Source organism: Microcoleus sp. T2B6 (genome assembly GCF_036700475.1).
In the GTDB taxonomy this organism is placed as follows: domain Bacteria; phylum Cyanobacteriota; class Cyanobacteriia; order Cyanobacteriales; family Microcoleaceae; genus Microcoleus.
Genome location: NZ_JAUBOZ010000013.1, coordinates 50,059 through 67,225, shown reverse-complemented (window position 1 = coordinate 67,225; position 17,167 = coordinate 50,059). Strand labels below are relative to the sequence as shown.

14 protein-coding genes are annotated in these 17,167 nt (G+C 47.0%); 3 read left to right on the top strand and 11 right to left on the bottom strand.

The features are described 5' to 3' along the window. Positions 1 to 325: 325 nt before the first annotated feature. On the bottom strand, positions 326 to 1,747 hold the full coding sequence (locus QUA00_RS08540) for an ATP-binding protein (protein ID WP_333409331.1): 1,422 nt from the start codon (positions 1,745 to 1,747) through the stop codon (positions 326 to 328). 244 nt (positions 1,748 to 1,991) lie between these two features. Here QUA00_RS08540 and QUA00_RS08535 point away from each other — a divergent pair, with 244 nt between their 5' ends. Continuing rightward, on the top strand, positions 1,992 to 2,477 hold the full coding sequence (locus QUA00_RS08535) for a hypothetical protein (RefSeq protein ID WP_333409330.1): 486 nt from the start codon (positions 1,992 to 1,994) through the stop codon (positions 2,475 to 2,477). 151 nt (positions 2,478 to 2,628) lie between these two features. Then, a complete protein-coding gene (locus tag QUA00_RS08530; RefSeq protein WP_333409329.1) occupies positions 2,629 to 3,081 on the top strand; it encodes a hypothetical protein in 453 nt (150 codons plus the stop codon). Between the two features lie 135 nt (positions 3,082 to 3,216). Here the strand turns inward: QUA00_RS08530 and QUA00_RS08525 are convergent, their stop codons facing one another. From QUA00_RS08525 to QUA00_RS08490, 8 genes are all read right to left on the bottom strand, one after another. Further along, positions 3,217 to 3,474 (bottom strand): hypothetical protein, encoded by a 258-nt coding sequence (locus tag QUA00_RS08525; protein ID WP_333409328.1) that lies wholly within the window; start codon positions 3,472 to 3,474, stop codon positions 3,217 to 3,219. Beyond that, the gene (locus tag QUA00_RS08520; RefSeq protein WP_333409327.1) at positions 3,434 to 3,796 is read right to left on the bottom strand and encodes a DUF6972 family protein; all 363 of its coding nucleotides are present in this window, start codon (positions 3,794 to 3,796) and stop codon (positions 3,434 to 3,436) included. Before QUA00_RS08520 ends, QUA00_RS08525 begins: the two co-directional genes overlap by 41 nt. 122 nt (positions 3,797 to 3,918) lie before the next feature. Beyond that, on the bottom strand, positions 3,919 to 4,530 hold the full coding sequence (locus tag QUA00_RS08515; protein WP_333409326.1) for a Uma2 family endonuclease: 612 nt from the start codon (positions 4,528 to 4,530) through the stop codon (positions 3,919 to 3,921). Positions 4,531 to 4,815: 285 nt separating this feature from the next. After that, positions 4,816 to 5,760 carry a GDP-L-fucose synthase gene (locus QUA00_RS08510; RefSeq protein WP_333409325.1) on the bottom strand — a complete coding sequence of 315 codons (945 nt, stop codon included), beginning with the start codon at positions 5,758 to 5,760 and terminating at the stop codon, positions 4,816 to 4,818. A 570-nt stretch (positions 5,761 to 6,330) separates the two neighbouring features. Beyond that, the gene (gene gmd, locus QUA00_RS08505) at positions 6,331 to 7,362 is read right to left on the bottom strand and encodes a GDP-mannose 4,6-dehydratase (protein ID WP_333147114.1); all 1,032 of its coding nucleotides are present in this window, start codon (positions 7,360 to 7,362) and stop codon (positions 6,331 to 6,333) included. Between the two features lie 445 nt (positions 7,363 to 7,807). Beyond that, on the bottom strand, positions 7,808 to 8,539 hold the full coding sequence (locus QUA00_RS08500) for a sugar transferase (protein ID WP_333054666.1): 732 nt from the start codon (positions 8,537 to 8,539) through the stop codon (positions 7,808 to 7,810). 243 nt (positions 8,540 to 8,782) lie between these two features. Further along, entirely contained in the window at positions 8,783 to 9,949 is a 1,167-nt protein-coding gene (locus QUA00_RS08495; protein ID WP_333409324.1) for a glycosyltransferase, read from the bottom strand. After that, entirely contained in the window at positions 9,946 to 10,113 is a 168-nt protein-coding gene (locus QUA00_RS08490) for a hypothetical protein (protein WP_333409323.1), read from the bottom strand. Before QUA00_RS08490 ends, QUA00_RS08495 begins: the two co-directional genes overlap by 4 nt. Before the next feature lie 262 nt (positions 10,114 to 10,375). On the opposite strand from QUA00_RS08490, the gene QUA00_RS08485 reads away from it, so the two are divergent. Then, entirely contained in the window at positions 10,376 to 12,433 is a 2,058-nt protein-coding gene (locus tag QUA00_RS08485) for an iron uptake porin (RefSeq protein WP_445305726.1), read from the top strand. A gap of 750 nt (positions 12,434 to 13,183) precedes the next feature. Here the strand turns inward: QUA00_RS08485 and QUA00_RS08480 are convergent. Both QUA00_RS08480 and QUA00_RS08475 read right to left on the bottom strand, forming a co-directional pair. Then, positions 13,184 to 14,947: an NFACT RNA binding domain-containing protein gene (locus QUA00_RS08480; protein WP_333409351.1), complete on the bottom strand. Its 1,764-nt coding sequence runs from the start codon at positions 14,945 to 14,947 to the stop codon at positions 13,184 to 13,186. 608 nt (positions 14,948 to 15,555) lie between these two features. Then, positions 15,556 to 17,109, bottom strand: a complete 1,554-nt coding sequence (locus QUA00_RS08475; RefSeq protein WP_333409350.1) for an NAD(P)/FAD-dependent oxidoreductase — start codon at positions 17,107 to 17,109, stop codon at positions 15,556 to 15,558. Positions 17,110 to 17,167: the final 58 nt, after the last annotated feature.

Below are 17,167 nucleotides of genomic sequence, written 5' to 3'. Positions count from 1 at the left end.
CACATTCTGTAGTCGGTTTTAACCGACTTTAGCTTTGAGGCAGGGGTTTCAACCCCTGCCGGACTGTCGGACTGTCGAAAAGTATCAACATTCGGTTTTAGTTAATGAAGGTTCAGCAGTATTCATATTTGCGATCGAATCTCTCGTTTGACTTCCCGTCCGACAGGGGTTGAAAACCCCTGTCTCATAGCGAAAGTCCTCTAAAAGAGGACTACAATTAATTGCATTTCCATCACATTCTGTAGTCGGTTTTAACCGACTTTAGCTTTGAGGCAGGGGTTTCAACCCCTGCCGGACTGTCGGACTGTCGCACTGTCGGAAAGTATCAACAAACTGGATTGGATATTACATATTGTCTCACCACAGGACAAACGCTGAATAGCGTTTCATTCTCCCGTTCTTCTATTTCAACTAACGATCGCCTCCCCAAAGATTGCAGCCCGTTGAATAACTCGGAGGGCGATAAATCGGCATCTTGTAGCAATTGCTCTATTGAAACTGAATTTGCTTCGCGGCTGAGGCGGCAGATTAGTTTTTTTTCTAATTCTGACAAACGATTTATCTGCGGGTGCAATGTTGCTGCCAATTCTTCCCCTAAGAAGAGCATATCATATTTCAAAAATTCTGCAACCCTACCTCGGAATATTTCTTGAATAGTGGTGGCGACTATTTTCAACCACAATGGATTGCCTCGGTAGGTGTTAATTAGGTTTTCCCATGTTTCGGGATTGAGTAAACTTTTTTGCCGGAAAATTTCGGCTGCTGCTGTACCTATGCCTTTGAGTTGTAAGCTGCGAACTGGTGATTTTTCTCCTTTTAAGGCGGTAATTTCTCTGGGTGGTTCCCAACTGTTGAGGATTAAACAACTGTTGTGGGTTGTTTCTCCGATTTGTCTGAAGAGGATGCTGTAATTTTCGCATTCGGGGCGGTAATTTCCTGCTAATTGTCCGCTGCTGAGAATGGTTTGCACGTCGTCGATGATAATGAGACAGCGGTTTTTTCGCAGAAATTCCATTAACAGGGAAAGTCGATCGGGAATGCTGGTAGGGAGTTCGATTTCGGATTGATTTAAAAGAAATTTTAGGAGATTTTTTAGGGTAGTTTCTAAGGGTTGCGAGTGGCGGAGATTTCGCCAGATGACGTATTCAAAGTTATGCTGAATTTTTTGGATGAGGTGGAGGGAAAGTGCGGTTTTGCCAATGCCGCTGAGTCCTGATATTGCTGCAAGGTTACACTTTTCTTGGACGATCCATTTTTCCAGGGTGGCGAGTTCGGATGTGCGTGAAGCGAAGCTATCGCCATCAGGCGAATCGCACAATAATGAAATATGAGGTGCGTCTGCTAAGTCTAGTCTGGTTTGAGGTTGGGATGTGTCTGAGGTGGGGGTGGAGGGCGATCGATCTTTTGGAACTTCGGGAGATTGGCTATCTGTACTGACATTGACGTTACAAAATACAAAATCCTTACCAAAATTTTGTGAAACAATAAATACTTGTCGCCTTTCAAGTGTTGAGCGTAAATTCGATTGAGTTACTTCTTCATCTAATACATTTGATAAACGCTTCCATAATTTTGAGGCGATATTTCTGACGTGACCTTCGCTACAATATGATGTTTCTGCGATATGAGAGTATTTTTGACCTTCCCATACACCCAGCAGGATAGCTTTTTGCAGATCGTCCAAGTGTTCTCCTGTTTTGGCGAAAACCATTTCGTCGGCAAATCTCAAGACTTCTTGAACGTCCATTGGTCGGCTTGTGGGAATTTTAGTTATTGTATCATACTTTTTCTGACATTTTATAGCAGAAATGATTAAATCTGACATTTAATGAAATAAGGCTTTGTAAAACTCATTACATTTCCTGACTTTTTCTGACTCGACATAACTTGAATATAGACACTAAAATATTCTATATTTACAAGCACAACTGTAGTTTAAACAGTCAATTGTATAGCTATAACAAAGAAAAAAACTTCCTGTAGGAGGGAGGATGATGAGTAGCAGTAATAATACGATTGGTATCGTTAGTCTTGGCCTCGGTATTGTTGCCATCATGGGAATCGGTGGCTTTGTTGCATACTCGAATGTGAATAATCAGCTAGTTAGCACTCAAACTCAGCTACAACAAGCCCAAAAGGAGCGAGACGAACTCAAAAAACAGAGCGAGGAAAAAGATAAAGAGATCGATAATAAAGATAAAGAGATTAAAGAACTTCGCGACACTTCTGGTGCTCGCGAAGGAGAAATTAATCAAACACAAGGCGAACTTAAGCGAGCCAAAGCAGAGACTCAGACGGTAAGTGGCTGCCTACAAGGTGTATTGGAGGCACTCTCATATCAAGATGACCAAAGTAAGGCTATCTTTGCTCTAGGAGTAGTAAAAGATAAGTGCGAGTCAGCCGGAAGGATCATAAAACGAATAGAAAACACACAGGATGAACAACAATCTCCTCGTACAAGCACTATAAACAATTAACAAATCAGGGTGCCACTACATTTCAAAAGTCAGCGAACTTCCTGCTTAGCGTCGCTGCGGGTAATCGCTCTTTCTTTTTCTGAAGCGCGATCGCCCTTATGTTATTACAAGCTTAAATTATTTCTGCACACATCATTTGGTTACTAAAGCAATGAACAAAAAACTAGGAATTTTAGCGATCGCAGGTCTTTTTACTCTCAGTGGGGCTATCCTTAAAAGCACTCAAATGGCTAATGCTAAGCTAGTGCAAACCACTACAGTCACTCATCAAAACTTTACAGATAATAACAACTTAACAATTTTAGCGCAGGGTTATGGACAACCACAGGGTAGCCCTTGGGATGCACAAACATACAGAAATCCCGATACCGGGCAGACTTTTTGTTTCTACTATAACCCAGGACTTTGGGCACCTTGTCCAAATCAGGGCACATCAGTTATGAGAGTGCGAAATGCCAAATGCACGGGTTCCAATATTCTCCAAGCACATGCAGATCGCTGTCCACGTGCTTTATGTGAACAGGCAAAACTTCAAGCCGATGTTAGTGCACTTAGCAGTAACGGCGGTTCAACTCCTGCTTTACCTTGTAATGGTCTCCCTTAGCAAACAAATGCGGATTTATCTGATGAGTGAGTTGGATTTTTAGGGTGCTTTGTTAACGCCCTTCAGTTTACATCATTTTTTAGAGCGATCGCCCTTCCTTAACTGAGGTGCGATCGCCCTCATAATATCACAGTCTCAAACTATTTCCGAGGATAAAAGCCTACCATCAACTCGCTCATATTCATCTTCCACTAGCCACGAGTGAGCCTCATCGTAACTTGAACTTAAAAACAGCGGTCTATAATTCGCCGATGGCTCGTAAATACAACACTTACCATTTTTGCCACCCACTAACATCAGAATTCGAGGCGGGAAAACAATCGGATCTACCCACAACTCGATAAATTCCCAATCATTGATTTGTTCGACGAGGTTTTGTGCGGGGGATAACATGGTAATTATCGGTTCCTTTGATGATTTTAATTTCTGCGTAATACAGCGGAATGCGACTGCCGTCGGCTCTGATTTGATAACCTATAGGATAATCAAAGTATCGCCCGTAGCGATCGTAGTCATCGGTTTCATCCTCAATCCCTGTAAGCTCTCCTCTATCTATAATAGCTTGTATCACTAAATCCATTGTGGCTCTGTCATTAAACACATGAGCTTTTCCTTCTTTTCTCAGCAGTCTTTGTACCTGTGGCGTTTCGGGAAGATGTTTGTCAAATAAACTAATTCTTGGGTCTGGTGTTAGTTCGCGGTTAATGCCACTCATTAACTAATCATATAGGATACTTGCAATTCAGTTTACCATCACCTTACATCAAGAGCGATCGCCCTGACTTGAATTGAGGAGTGATCGCCCTTCCTGAACCGAGGTGCGATCGCACTTTCAATTTATCCCCTCGATCGCACTTCGTCAAATTCTGCTTCTGAATCTTCCTTAGTAAAAATTACCTCCTCATAAATAGCATCAATACCTGTGCGAAAATCTACGCTAGCCAAGTGAATTTCGCTTCCTTGAGTATAGGAATACAAAACCCACAACCCTTCAGCATTGCGACGAAAACACTCTACCCGCTCACGCTTTTGGCTAATTAACACATACTCTTGCAGCGTTTCTAATTCTTGATAGTCAGCAAACTTATCGCCCCGATCGAATCCTTCCGTACCATTAGACAAAACCTCGACAATTAAACAAGGATATCTTTTGAAAGATTGAAAGGCCTTGTCCCGTTCATCGCACGTTACCATCACGTCAGGATAGTAGTAAATATTCTTCGATTCAATCCTGGCTTTCATGTCGGACATATAAACACGACAGCCCCTACCCCGAACATGATTTCTCAACAAGGTAACTAAGTTGACAGTAACAGTTACATGAGCGTCATTTGCACCTGCCATTGCATAGACTTCGCCCTGAATATACTCATGTTTGAGCGGACTGAGTTCTTCTAACTTCAGATACTCTTCCGGCGAGATATAATTGTGGGTGCGATCGGCAATCATTGGCTTTCCCAAAATTCAGTTGTCGATGATTTCAGTCGAGGTATTTGTATTATAGCAGTTTTCACTCGGATCAAATACAAGACACAGCAGTAGGGACACGGCACTGCTGCCGACTATTGTCAGTGAATTATCACCCAAATTTGTATAATTTCTTAGTGCCAAAAGGCGGACTGGTTTGTGTAGGATAGCTGGCCACCGCCGAATATTATAAATGAGGTTTCTCACCCGCATTTAGTATTATTCCTAAAAAAAACCGGTTTCTTCAAGAAACCGGGTTTTTCACACTTACGCTGCGTGTTTTCGATACCACTCAATCGTATTTTTCAACCCTTCCTTAAACTTCACCTCCGCAACAAAACCAAACTTTTCCTTAGCCCTTGCCGTATCCAAACAGCGGCGTGGCTGACCGTTCGGTTTGTCTGTTTCCCAAACAATTTCTCCTTCAAATCCCATCAATTCGCAAATCGTTTCCACTAAATCGCGAATTTTAACTTCGCTATTAGTTCCCAAATTAACGGGGTCAGATTCACTGTAATCTTGCGTTGCCATCACAATTCCCCGCGCGGCATCTGTGGAATACAAAAACTCGCGGCTAGGGCTGCCGTCGCCCCAAACTGGCAGTGTTTTGTCTCCCCTTTCTTGGGCTTCGTGGACTTTGCGAATTAATGCGGGGATGACGTGGGAACTTTTCGGGTCAAAGTTATCTTCCGGGCCGTACAAATTTACTGGTAGCAAGTAGATACCGTTGAATCCGTACTGCTGGCGGTAGGATTGCAGTTGCACTAATAAAGCTTTTTTGGCAATTCCGTAAGGGGCGTTAGTTACCTCTGGATAGCCGTTCCAGAGGTCATCTTCTTTGAAAGGAACTGGGGTCAAGTTGGGATAAGCGCAAATGGTGCCGACGCAGACAAATTTTTCGACTCCTGCTTCGTAGGCGGCGTGGATTAGTTGCGCGCCCATCATCAAATTGTCGTAAAATAATTCAGCGGGTTTGACTAGGTTTAAACCGATGCCGCCGACGTGGGCGGCGAGGTGAATGATGATATCTTGTTGGTCGGCGGCGCGCTTGCAGTTTTCCATAACGCGGAGGTCGCAGTCGCGCGATCGAGTTACTGAAATTTTATCAGCATCGGCCCCTGCTTTCACTAGCTGGTCGATTACCTGACGGCCCAAGAAACCGGCGCCGCCCGTGACTAGAATGCGTTTGTTGCTTAAATCCAAGCTGGTCATAATTTTAGCCTCGGGATTTTGAATAAAGGTCGATCGACAATTTCAATTCTAAAATTGTTGCTTTAGCAAAAAAAGCTTTCAGCTACAGGACGAGGTTGCCCACAAATCTGTTTTAGCTGCGGCAGATAGGGACTGGTCCGTGCACACCCGAAAGTTAGATTTATTAGTAGCGAGTCCTCAACTATCATTTTAATGTTTTTATTAGCCCGCACCTCCGAAAATTTTGGGAGCAATTAAGCGGGTTCTTTGAATGCCGATCGCGCTAATATAGCGGTTCTCAAGCGTGGTGAGGTATGGGGGCTAGTCCTATGCCCTATGCCCTATGCCCTATGCCCTATGCCCTATGCCCTATGCCCTATGCCCTATGCCCTATGCCCTATACCCTATGCCCTATGCCCTATGCCCGCCAGAGCACCTCATGTTACTGAGAAAGGCTATAGCTGTAACAACCCTCTCATCAGTTGTGAAGTGTTTGCAGGGGCAATCCTCCGGGGCGCGCCTTTCGCCAAAGGGGTAGACACGGGGCCCTACCCCTACAAATTGTTCGCACTGACGGCTTGATTTAGCGACTTAATCAAATCCGTTGCCCGAACCCCGACCTTGCTCGTCTAAAGCTTTCATGTCAGCATCTACCATTAAATGTACTAACTCCTGAAAAGTTACAGAAGGTTCCCAATCTAATTGCTGGCGCGCCTTAGTCGAATCGCCTATCAACAGTTCGACTTCTGCAGGACGCAAGTAGCGTTCGTCAAACTCCACATATTTTTGCCAATCTAAATTGACGTAAGTAAAAGCCAAATCGAGAAATTCCTTAATGGAATGGGTCTCGTTGGTAGCAATGACATAATCGTCAGGCTTGTCTTGTTGCAGCATCAGCCACATCGCCCGCACGTAGTCTTTAGCATAGCCCCAGTCCCGCTTGGAATCGAGATTGCCCAAGTAAATCTTTTTCTGCTTGCCGGCGACTATTCTGGCCACGGCGCGAGTAATTTTGCGAGTTACAAAAGTTTCGCCACGGCGGGGAGATTCGTGATTGAACAAGATGCCGTTGCAGGCAAAAAGTCCGTAAGATTCGCGATAATTTATTGTTTGCCAGTGACCGTAAACTTTGGCGCAGGCGTAAGGACTTCTGGGATAAAAAGGAGTTGTTTCCTTCTGCGGAACTTCCTGTACCAAACCAAACATTTCCGAAGAACCTGCTTGATAGAACCGCACTTCTATGCCGGTGCGGTGCTGATAGTCCCGAATTGCTTCTAGCAGCCGCAATACTCCCATCCCTACTGTGTCCACCGTATATTCCGGCGAGTCAAAACTGACTCGAACGTGAGATTGAGCCCCTAAGTTATAAATTTCTACCGGCTGAACTTCTTCCAATATCCGGCGCAGAGTGGTGCCGTCCGTCAAGTCGCCGTAGTGTAGAAACAGGCGCGCACCCTCGCTGTGAGGATCGACATAGATGTGGTCAATTCGATCGGTATTGAAACTAGAACTGCGCCGGATAATGCCGTGAACTTCATATCCTTTCTCTAACAGTAATTCGCTCAAGTAGGAGCCGTCTTGACCTGTAATACCTGTTATTAGCGCTCGCTTGCGTTGCGTCATCTGATTTTCCTTTGACAGGCTGTGTTAATTCACAATAAATTTTTTGGCAGAGGCTGTTGCTCCCTGCCGGCCGTATTCTCAAACTGCTTTATAAAACTTACTCAAACTTAACTTTAGTTACCTAAAGCCAGTTGAAGTTTACTTCCTACGCTGTTGGGTAGTGGGCTATCCCAAGATAAGTAGGCTATCCCCCTTAAGCCAAAGGTTATAGAGTTAAGTTTAACACCTAAACCTAAAGTAGTCTCTCTAGAAGAACTGATCTTTCTAGATGAAGAAGAGGTAGGTTTATTTAAGTATTTGCCCCTTTAGTTAAGCACACAATTATTCGATCGGCATCCAGGAACTGTTTAGTTTTGACAAAGAGTTTGTCGCTGATTGTCAGTAGTCAGCATCAGTGGTCAGTAACAAATAAAACTAACTACCGATTGCTGACTGCGGACAAAAATTAGTATGCGCCGTTATTTTTGGGAAAAATCACAACTCCAATTGTTTTGAAAACAATCCACATATCCATCCAAAGGTTTTTGTCATTTGCGTAATAGAGGTCGATTTGGACTCGGCGGGGATAGGGAATGTCGTTGCGACCGGACACTTGCCACAAGCCTGTAATTCCAGGTCTTATGGTGAGAATTTTGTTGATGTGATTGCCGTATCTCGGCAGTTCTTCTTCAACTAAAGGTCTCGGCCCGACGACGCTCATATCTCCTTTTAAAACATTCCAAAACTGGGGAAACTCGTCTAAACTGGTCATTCGTAAAAATCTTCCAATCCAGGTAATTCGAGGGTCTTGTTTCAGCTTGAAATTGTCCTCAAACTCTTGACGCAAATGCGGAGAATTTTCCATGATTTCCAGCAATATATCGTCCGCATTTTCCACCATCGTTCTGAATTTCAGGCAATAAAACCTTTTACGGTTTTTGCCTACTCGTTCCTGTACGTAAAAAATAGGGCCGGGCGAGCTTAAGGCGATTAAGAAAGCCAAAAGCAGGTAAACCGGAGCAAACAGGATCAGAACCGATAAGGAAAACAGGATGTCAAATAACCGCTTGAAAAGTTCTCCGTCGAGGCTCTGTAGAGAACGACTTATGCGTCTATCTCCTTGCAGGACAGACCCAAAACCGCGTCTTGCGATCGCTCGAATTACCTTGCCGGAGATTAGTTGGCTGTCGGCAGTCATCTTACTCCTTCACTTCACACCACACACAGTCCTGATCATAAAGCCTCAAGACGCTTTGTTCTCTCAATTATGTTGCCAATACTCAATTTTCTGCCTTCAGAAGGCTTCAAAAGGCAGAAGGAAGAAGGAAGAGGGCTTCTCAACGCACCAGGAAGAAGGCACAAGGCACCGATGCAGAGGTCTTCTGAAGGCACTTATACAAAGGCAGAAGGAAGATTGTCCCGCTATCGGGTTCTGGCACCCTCAAGCCCCAGACTCGGTAAAATCACGGGATTGAAATTCCTGATAGCAGCGTTCCACAAAAGCTAGATAGCGCTGCCCAAAGACATCGGGGGCAAACTGTTCAGCGCGCAACCTGCTGATTTCTGGCTCAAATTTGCCTTGCAACTGCTCAAATTCCTCGACAGCTTCGACTAATGCGGCTGCGGTTTGGGAGGAAAAAAATAAACCAGTCCCAGTCTCTGGGTGTTGGCGAATGTCGAGCACTGTCTCCAAAGCGCCCCCTGCTGCATAGGAAATTACCGGTGTTCCGCAAGCTTGAGCCTCTACCAAAGCTATGCCAAAATCTTCGCAAGCTGCATAGACAAAGGCTTTCGCCTCTGCCATGTATTTTTCAACGATGGAGGCGGGCTGCCAGCCGAGCACTTGCACGTTGGGTTTGGCGATTTGCCGAATCATTTCTAATTCTGGCCCGGTGCCGATGACAATGAGAGTATGCCCTAGTTGATTGAATGCTTGGACGATCGCACTTACGTTTTTGTAACTTACCAACCGACAAACTGTGACGTAAAAGTCTTGTTTTTGCCGCATCAAGGAAAATCGCTCGATATTTACCGGCGGATAAATCACCTGGGCCCGCCGCCGGTAGCACCGCCAAATTCGGCGCGCAGTGTGTTGAGAGTTAGCGATGAAATAATCAACGCGATTGGCGGAAATTACGTCCCACTGCCGCAGTCGATGCAACAAATATCGCGTCAGCAGACCCTGGATGCCCCGTCCGGCTTTGCTGCTACGCAAATAGTCAAAAGTTAAGTCCCAAGCGTAGCGCATGGGCGTGTGGCAGTAGCAGACGTGCATTTGCTGGGGACTGCTGAGGATGCCTTTGGCGACGGCATGGGATGAGGAGAGGATGATGTCGTATTCTCGCAGATCTAGTTGTTCGATCGCGATCGGCAGAAATGGCAAATATTTTTGCACGCCGCTGCGGGCCTTGGGAAAGTGCTGCAAAAAAGTTGTGCCAATCTGTCGTCCGAAAAGATAGCTTTCGGGATTGGTTGATTCAAAGTCGATGAGGGCATAGACATCTGCCTCGTCTACGTGTTTGAGGATTTCCTGTACTACGAGTTCTGAACCGCCAGTAGCTAAGGGCGTCAACCATTCGTGAACTAGGGCGTATTTGAGTTTTTTCACTTGTATTTGTAGCCGATCAAACGATTTGTTAGCGCCAGTGCTGTCAATATTAGTCTTACTGAGGGATCACTTACGCAATATCGGGGCATCAACCAGGTTTCTAGGTAGGTATCTTCAAACTGAGATGTTGCACCATTCTCAATTACTTGTTTAGGAACAGGCATCTTGCCTGTTCCACAAAGAGTGAATTTTCTTGTGGAACAGGCAAGATGCCTGTTAAGCGAGAATGGTGCAAGATGTGAGTCAAACCAAGGATTTTGGGAATAAACGGGGTTTTTGTCAAATCAGCCACAGCAAAACTGCACTCTCCGGCAGTGATTTCCCAGATTGTTGACAATAAATACTATTAGGCTCAATACTAAAGGTGATTTGCGATCGGCTAAATCTTCGGAACGGGCGATCGGCTCAATGTGGTGTGAGGAAAAAATGTCCAAATTTTTGTGGAAGGGACTTTTAGTTAGTCCCGCTGTATTGGCAGCAAGTTTAGTCGTATCTTCGACAGCCCTAGCAGCAGAGCAACCTCTAGAAATTGGCGCTGTAGCTCCAGCTAATCTGCAATTAGCAGGTGCTGCAACCGAGGTGGCAAAGCCTGAGACGGCCGAACCCCTGTCAGTAGCTCGCCAATCAACTATTGAAACTATTGAGAAAGAAAGTGCGAACCTCTACGAGGGCTTCACTAACGATTTGAGTGCGCCAGTTGCCGAACAGGCAAAAGCACCGGAAAACGCAGTTGCAGCAGATTTAAGCGAAACCCAACCCGCAGTCGCGCCCGCAAACTTAAGTCCCGAACAACCCGTCGCGGAGCAAATCCCCGCAGTCGCGCCCGCAAACTTAAGCGAAACCCAACCCGCCGCCCCACTGGCTAATTTAAAGGCGGAAGAGCCGATTGCCCAATCGACTCATCCAAGTGCCCAACCTCCAGCACAGTCAAATGTTTTAGAACAAATCAACGAATACAGCACAGAAGGCAGTAGCAGCGAAAATGCGGCCGGCCAAGTAACATCTGTGTCGCAACTTTCCGACGTTCGGCCCACAGATTGGGCGTTCCAAGCTTTGCAGTCTCTAGTAGAGCGCTACGGCTGCATAGCTGGCTATCCTGACGGCACTTTTCGCGGCAACCGGGCGATGACTCGCTACGAGTTTGCCGCAGGTTTAAATGCGTGTTTGGATAAAGTTAGCGAGCTGATTCAAGGCGGTTCGAGAAATCTGGCGACGCGAGAAGATTTGGCTTCTGTGCAAAGGCTGCAAGAAGAATTTGCGGCGGAATTGGCAACCTTGCGCGGCCGCGTCGATGCTTTGGAAGCGCGCGCCTCTGAATTAGAAGCAAATCAGTTTTCAACTACGACTAAACTCAACGGCGAAGTGATATTTGGTTTGGCGGGTATCGCTAGGGGAGAGGATGCTGAGGGCCGCGAAGCTGATAAAACCACCGCTTTTGGCAGCAGGGTTCGGATCAATTTCGACACGAGTTTCTCTGGCGAAGATTTGCTGAGAACTCGATTGCAAGTTTTAAATTTGGGTTCTTTTTCTACTAATAATACCAAAACCGCTGAAGGGGAATTGCGGTTTAATGCTGGGCCTTTTGGCGAGGCTAGCAATACTGTAGGTTTAGATGCGCTGCTTTACCAATTCCCTCTCGGCAAAAGCACGACTGTAATTCTCGAAGCTAATGCCGGCGCTGCTGACGATTTTACCAACACTGTCAACCCTTACTTTGACGGAGACGGCAGCTATGGTGCTCTTTCTAACTTCGGTACTCGCAACCCAATTTACTATTTGACTGGTGGTTCTGGCATCGCTCTGCGACATCAGTTTGGGGAAAAACTGGAGCTGAGTTTGGGATATTTAGCCGGCAACGCCGCGAACCCGACGCGGGGAAATGGTTTGTTCAACGGTTCTTACGGCGGTTTGGCTCAGTTGACTTTTAAACCGAACGAGAACATGGCTTTAGGTTTAACTTACGTTAATTCCTACAACTTTGTTACTGGTACCGGCAGCAATGCTTCTAATTTCCCGGCGCGTCTCGGTTCCTTCGGGCTCGACAGCGATAGCAATCTGCCAGTTTCTAGCAATTCCTACGGCGCGCAAGCTTCGTGGCGGTTGAACCGGGGATTTGCAATTGGCGGTTGGGCGGGTTACACTAATCAGCGCATTTTATCGAACTTGGCTACTCCTACGGGTTCTGTGCAGCGGGGGGATCAAAAAATCTGGAACTGGGCAGTTACTTTGGCTTTTCCCGATTTGTTGAAAGAAGGAAATGTGGCGGGGATTGTGGTAGGTATGGAACCGCGGGTGACGAGTTCTACTAATCGGACTTTGCCGGAAGATAAGGATACTTCGCTGCATGTTGAAGGTTTTTATCAGTTTAAGTTGAGCGATAATATTTCTATCACTCCTGGTCTGATTTGGCTGACTGCTCCTGACCACAATAAGAATAATTCTGATTTGGTGATTGGGGTTGTCAGAACGACGTTTACTTTCTAGGATCAGCCCACACCGATTTTAGATTTTAGATTTTAGATTTTAGATTGGCGGTTTTAATCTAAAATCTAAAATCGCCAATTTAAAATGGGTGGGGGCTTGGGTTTAATGTTTAAACAGAAACGACCAGCTTTAGCTAAAGCTGGTCTGCACAAATAGTTAAATCCGTTGTGTTCCCACAGTGTTTTTCTCACAGTGAGGAAACCCAAGTTGCACGTTTCTTTGCAGCGGGTTCTCAAAGAAATATCATCTCTCGTGAACAAACCTGACGGTCAACTGAGTACAGTTAGACCGCAGGCTTCTTTTTCCTTTTTTTCAAAGGCTTTTTATAGTGAGGTAGTTCCACCCCCACTTGCTAATACAGTATCAGAGTATTTCCCGATCATCAAGGGGTATAAAAGAATAATTGTCGCTTTGGGTACCTACACCCGACGCTTCTTTCCATCACGCGGGCGTAATTCCCAACGGGGTACTTCGCGCCGCGCTCAGATTAATCCCCTCTAAATATACCGAGGGACTTCCCGGCTGGTAGTTAAGGGGTATTATAACAACAAAATTTAATTTTCTGTAATAAAACTTTACATTACAGACGGATTTTTATTTTTAGGACGATCGCCCTTTTGGTCACTTTGTATAATTAAGCCTGGGTTCAAAAACCCGGTTCCTGCGTAGGTTTATCGGTGGCAAACCGTTTATTTTGGGTAAAAACGAGGTTGAGATTGCCGATCGACCATTCTACTCACTTTGTATAAACTATGCCGGAGCTTGCTGCGGTCGGCCCCAGACAATCCGCTCCTGCTTGTATACAACCATACCAGGTTTAGCACCTTTCGGTTTGTATACATATTTCGGTTCTGTATAAACCACCGGGACTTGTTCGCTGTGGCGGGCGCGACTGTAGTAAGCAGTCATGTCGGCGGCAAATTGCAAATCGGTTTCTTCAGCCACAGTACCGGGTTTGAGACGCAGCAAAGCGTGGCTTCCGGGAATCTCTAGGGTGTGGAACCACAAGTCGTAGTCGTTGGCGGTGCGAAAAGTGAGTTGGTCGTTTTGGCGGTTGTTGCGCCCGATTAATAATTCAAAGCCGCTGGGGGTTTGGTAGCGGTGAAATTCGATCACAGCATTTTTGTCGGTACTGCGGTAATCTGGTACGTCTAGATATTTTTGCTGGATCAGTTCTTCGCGGATTTCGGCGAGGGTTTGCAAATCTTGGGTGTTGCGGTAAGTTTCCAATACTGAAAGTGCGACTTCAACTTGTTCTAAATAGTCGATTTCTTCCTGTACGGCGGCTAACAAAGGTTCTACTGCAATGCGGGCTCTTTTAAGTTTTTGGTGTTTTTTGTAGAGGGCTTGAGCGTTTTGAACGGCGTTTTTTTCCGGGTTTAGGGCAATGATAACTGGTTTTTCGGTTTCAAAGTCGGGGAGAGAAATTGATTTCATTCCCGGTTCCCAATGCTGCAAAGAAGCCATCAGCAAGTCGGCTTGGGATTTGTGGGTGTCGGCGTCTGCGGATTGCTGCAAACGTTCTTTAAATGTGTTTGCTTTGAGGCGCAGTTTGGCGAGGACGTTGTTGAGTTTTTGGCTAAGCTGATGCCGCAGTTGGGCGAATACTTCTTGATTGATTTCGCCTGTGTAGTAGCTGTTAAGTAATTCTTGAACCGAAGAGATGGAAGAATCAGAGGGCGGGCACGGGGGCACCGCCCCTACATTGGGATTTTCTGGTGTCGGCCAATCGATGACGGTGTAGCCTTCGGGGGTAAAACTCGGGTGAAATTTGGAGTTTTCTAGGCATTGCAGCCAGTATAGCCAGCGCTGGAATAGTTGCTGCCATTCGTCGGGATTGAGGGTGTCGGTGGATTGTTCGGGGTCTAAAGAAGCCGATCGAATCATTGACAAAACTAAGGCTTTACTCATCCCTCGGTAATTCTTCAACAGATTGCCCTTTAATTGTCCAGGAACCAGGCTAATTCGTGATTGCCAGCGGTTTTGAGATTCGCTCAGACTAGGCACTGCATCGGTCAAAGACGGGGGCATTTCGTAGGGTTGACCGGTTTGGATGGGACGGACGGTGGACTGTTTGGCGCTGACTTGGTGGGCGCAGGTGACAACGAGGTTGTCTTGGGCGGTGAGGATGACGTTACTGTACTTGCCCATGATTTCGGCGTACAGGTGCCAGAGGGCCGGTTCGCCGGGGCGTTTGGCGAATTGCAAGTCGATGACTCTTTCCCAGGATGAAACAGGGGCGATGGAAACTAAGGCTAAACCGCTGAGTTGGTGCCGCAGTTGTTCGCTGAAGGTGAAGGTATCGGGAATGCGGGGCGGGGGGTCGCCGACGCAGATGCGGGCGGCGACAGGATGCCAGGAAAGGTCTATCCAGCCGCGGCCTTTCATGGTGCGGAGGGCTAGGGACACGGTGAATCGATCGCGCTGGTAGACTTGTTCTAAGCGCGCTGGCAGCCATTGGGCTCGCAGTTCGCTGCAAGCTGCGGTTAAAGTTGTAAAGTCTACGGGTTGCACGGTGGCCTCTTTGCGATCGAAGTATCTATTTCTATGCTGACAGATATCGGTCACATTTTACTAACTATACCCTTTCTCAGTAACATGAGGTGGACGCTTGGTAAGCGGGCATAGGGCATCGGGCATCGGGCATCGGGCATAGGGCATAGGGCATACCTCACCAAGATTGAGAACTGCTGTATATAAATTATTGTTTACTCTTGCTTCGCGTCCTTCGCTATGAAAGCGCTTCCATAATTCCGTTAAGAAATAATATCTATTACGGTTGCATTGGAATGATTAAACCGCAGAGAACGCAGAGAACGCAGAGGAAGAGAACAGAGAGATGAATACAGGACGATGAAGGGCGGATTTGATATAACAAATAACTAATAAACATCTCCTAAAAAGCAGGTTTTGAACAGGCAGGATGCCTGTTCCACAATAATTATGGGAGATGTCTAATAATATCACTTCCGGCTGCGCCGAAATGATATCAAATTAGTCATTAGTCATTAGTCATTAGTCATTACTCAACAGTCCTCAGTCAACAGTCAACAGTCCTCAGTCAACAGTCCTCAGTCAACAGTCAACAAGCACCGACGGTGCAACCGGAATCGATATAACAACTAATTAATAACTTCCCGAATCAATTGCAAATGTTTGTACAAAGGTGCGATCGTATTGGCGGCGATCGCACCGCTAGCAGCAACAGCCGGCAAACCAATTCCTGGAAACGTCGAATCTCCGCAGCAAAACAGCCCCGCTAAAGGTGTTGTCGGCCCGGGAAACCAGCCGCTACCAGCCCGAATTCCGGGCCCGTAGGAACCGCGATGGCGACGCAAAAACCGTTCGTGGGTTAGGGGTGTCCCAACTAAGGTGACTTCGCAGCGCGATCGAATATTGGGGATAATTCTCTCTAAGGCTTCCCACATTACCTCGGCGCGCGCTTGTTTTTGCAGTTTGTACTCTTCGCTGGTTCGATTGAGCTTTTGCCACAAATCGTAAGGCTCGTTTCCGGGCGTATATGCGTGAATGACGTGCTTTCCCGGAGGCGCGAGGTCGGGGTCGAGGAGGGAGGGAATCGAGACGAGAACGACGTTCTGAGGGGCCGAAACGCCCTTTTCCCAGTCTTTGACGAAGATGTAGTGACAAGCCAAGTCCGATCGCACTCCGGCAGCATCCATTCCCAGATGCAGGTGCATGAAGCTGTCGCACTCTGGCGTCGCCTGCCGTTCTTGCCGAAACCTTTGCGGGACAGAGGTTTCAGGCAACAGTTTCAGAGTATCCCAAACGGAAGCGTTGGAGACGACTGCTTTGTGCGATCGAATTATTTTCCCCGATCGCAGCCGCACGCCCGCAGCCCGGTTGTTTTCCACCAAAACTTCTGCAACGTGGGAATTTAGCAGCAACTGCCCTCCGTGGCGCTCTAAACCGCGTACCAGGGCATTTACCAAAGCTGCACTACCGCCGATCGGATAGTCCAAAACTGCATTGGGGCGATACCAGTCGGCGAACATGAAAGCGACTTCGGCTGCGATCGTTCCGTCGGCGGGAAGTCCAGACAGCAGGAAACACAACAAATTCAGCCAATTTCGGACAAAGGGATCTTTGACGTTTTTGTCCATAATTTTGCTGAAAGGGCCTGCAAGTGCGATCGCCTCGCCAGCACTTTGCAGGAAAGCCGGCGCAAATTGGCCGAGGGTAAAAACAGCGCCCAAGTCGAAGCGCAAAGCCAGGGAGGGCAAGGCTATGGCAGCTTTGGCGTAGGGTTCCATGATGCGCTGGAGTTGCCGCCATTCGGCGACTGCTGCCGCGCCGCGCAGTTGTGCGAGCACTTCGCTAAATTGACTCGCACCGACGGATGTGTCGAAATCGCCTTCTGGCAAACAGCAACCCCAGGTATCGTAGGTGATGCAGGGGAGTTTTTCGCCGATCGCATCCAAAACTTGCCGCAGCGGATTCGCAGACGGGCTGTAGGATAATCCTGAGTACAGGGAGGGCCCGGAGTCGAAGCTAAATCCGTCGCGTTCAAAACCGTGTGCGGCCCCGCCCGCGATCGAATGGCTTTCGCAAACCACAACCTCAAAGCCATAGCGGGCAAGCATTGCAGCGCAAGTCAAGCCGCCTATCCCGCTGCCGATGACGATTATTTCTGTGTCTGTGGGGGCGATCGCAACCATGTTTTTCTCCGCTACTTCAGCTAATATTATCAATCACTCGGCCGCAGGCAAGATGCCT

What these genes read in the sequence shown, in the direction of transcription:
- QUA00_RS08540 (WP_333409331.1), bottom strand. Translation starts at nt 1,747, where the DNA reads ATGGACGTTCAAGAAGTCTTGAGATTTGCCGACGAAATGGTTTTCGCC.
- QUA00_RS08535 (WP_333409330.1), top strand. Translation starts at nt 1,992, where the DNA reads ATGATGAGTAGCAGTAATAATACGATTGGTATCGTTAGTCTTGGCCTC.
- QUA00_RS08530 (WP_333409329.1), top strand. Translation starts at nt 2,629, where the DNA reads ATGAACAAAAAACTAGGAATTTTAGCGATCGCAGGTCTTTTTACTCTC.
- QUA00_RS08525 (WP_333409328.1), bottom strand. Translation starts at nt 3,474, where the DNA reads ATGTTATCCCCCGCACAAAACCTCGTCGAACAAATCAATGATTGGGAA.
- QUA00_RS08520 (WP_333409327.1), bottom strand. Translation starts at nt 3,796, where the DNA reads ATGAGTGGCATTAACCGCGAACTAACACCAGACCCAAGAATTAGTTTA.
- QUA00_RS08515 (WP_333409326.1), bottom strand. Translation starts at nt 4,530, where the DNA reads ATGATTGCCGATCGCACCCACAATTATATCTCGCCGGAAGAGTATCTG.
- QUA00_RS08510 (WP_333409325.1), bottom strand. Translation starts at nt 5,760, where the DNA reads ATGACCAGCTTGGATTTAAGCAACAAACGCATTCTAGTCACGGGCGGC.
- gmd (WP_333147114.1), bottom strand. Translation starts at nt 7,362, where the DNA reads ATGACGCAACGCAAGCGAGCGCTAATAACAGGTATTACAGGTCAAGAC.
- QUA00_RS08500 (WP_333054666.1), bottom strand. Translation starts at nt 8,539, where the DNA reads ATGACTGCCGACAGCCAACTAATCTCCGGCAAGGTAATTCGAGCGATC.
- QUA00_RS08490 (WP_333409323.1), bottom strand. Translation starts at nt 10,113, where the DNA reads ATGCCTGTTCCTAAACAAGTAATTGAGAATGGTGCAACATCTCAGTTT.
- QUA00_RS08485 (WP_445305726.1), top strand. Translation starts at nt 10,376, where the DNA reads ATGTCCAAATTTTTGTGGAAGGGACTTTTAGTTAGTCCCGCTGTATTG.
- QUA00_RS08475 (WP_333409350.1), bottom strand. Translation starts at nt 17,109, where the DNA reads ATGGTTGCGATCGCCCCCACAGACACAGAAATAATCGTCATCGGCAGC.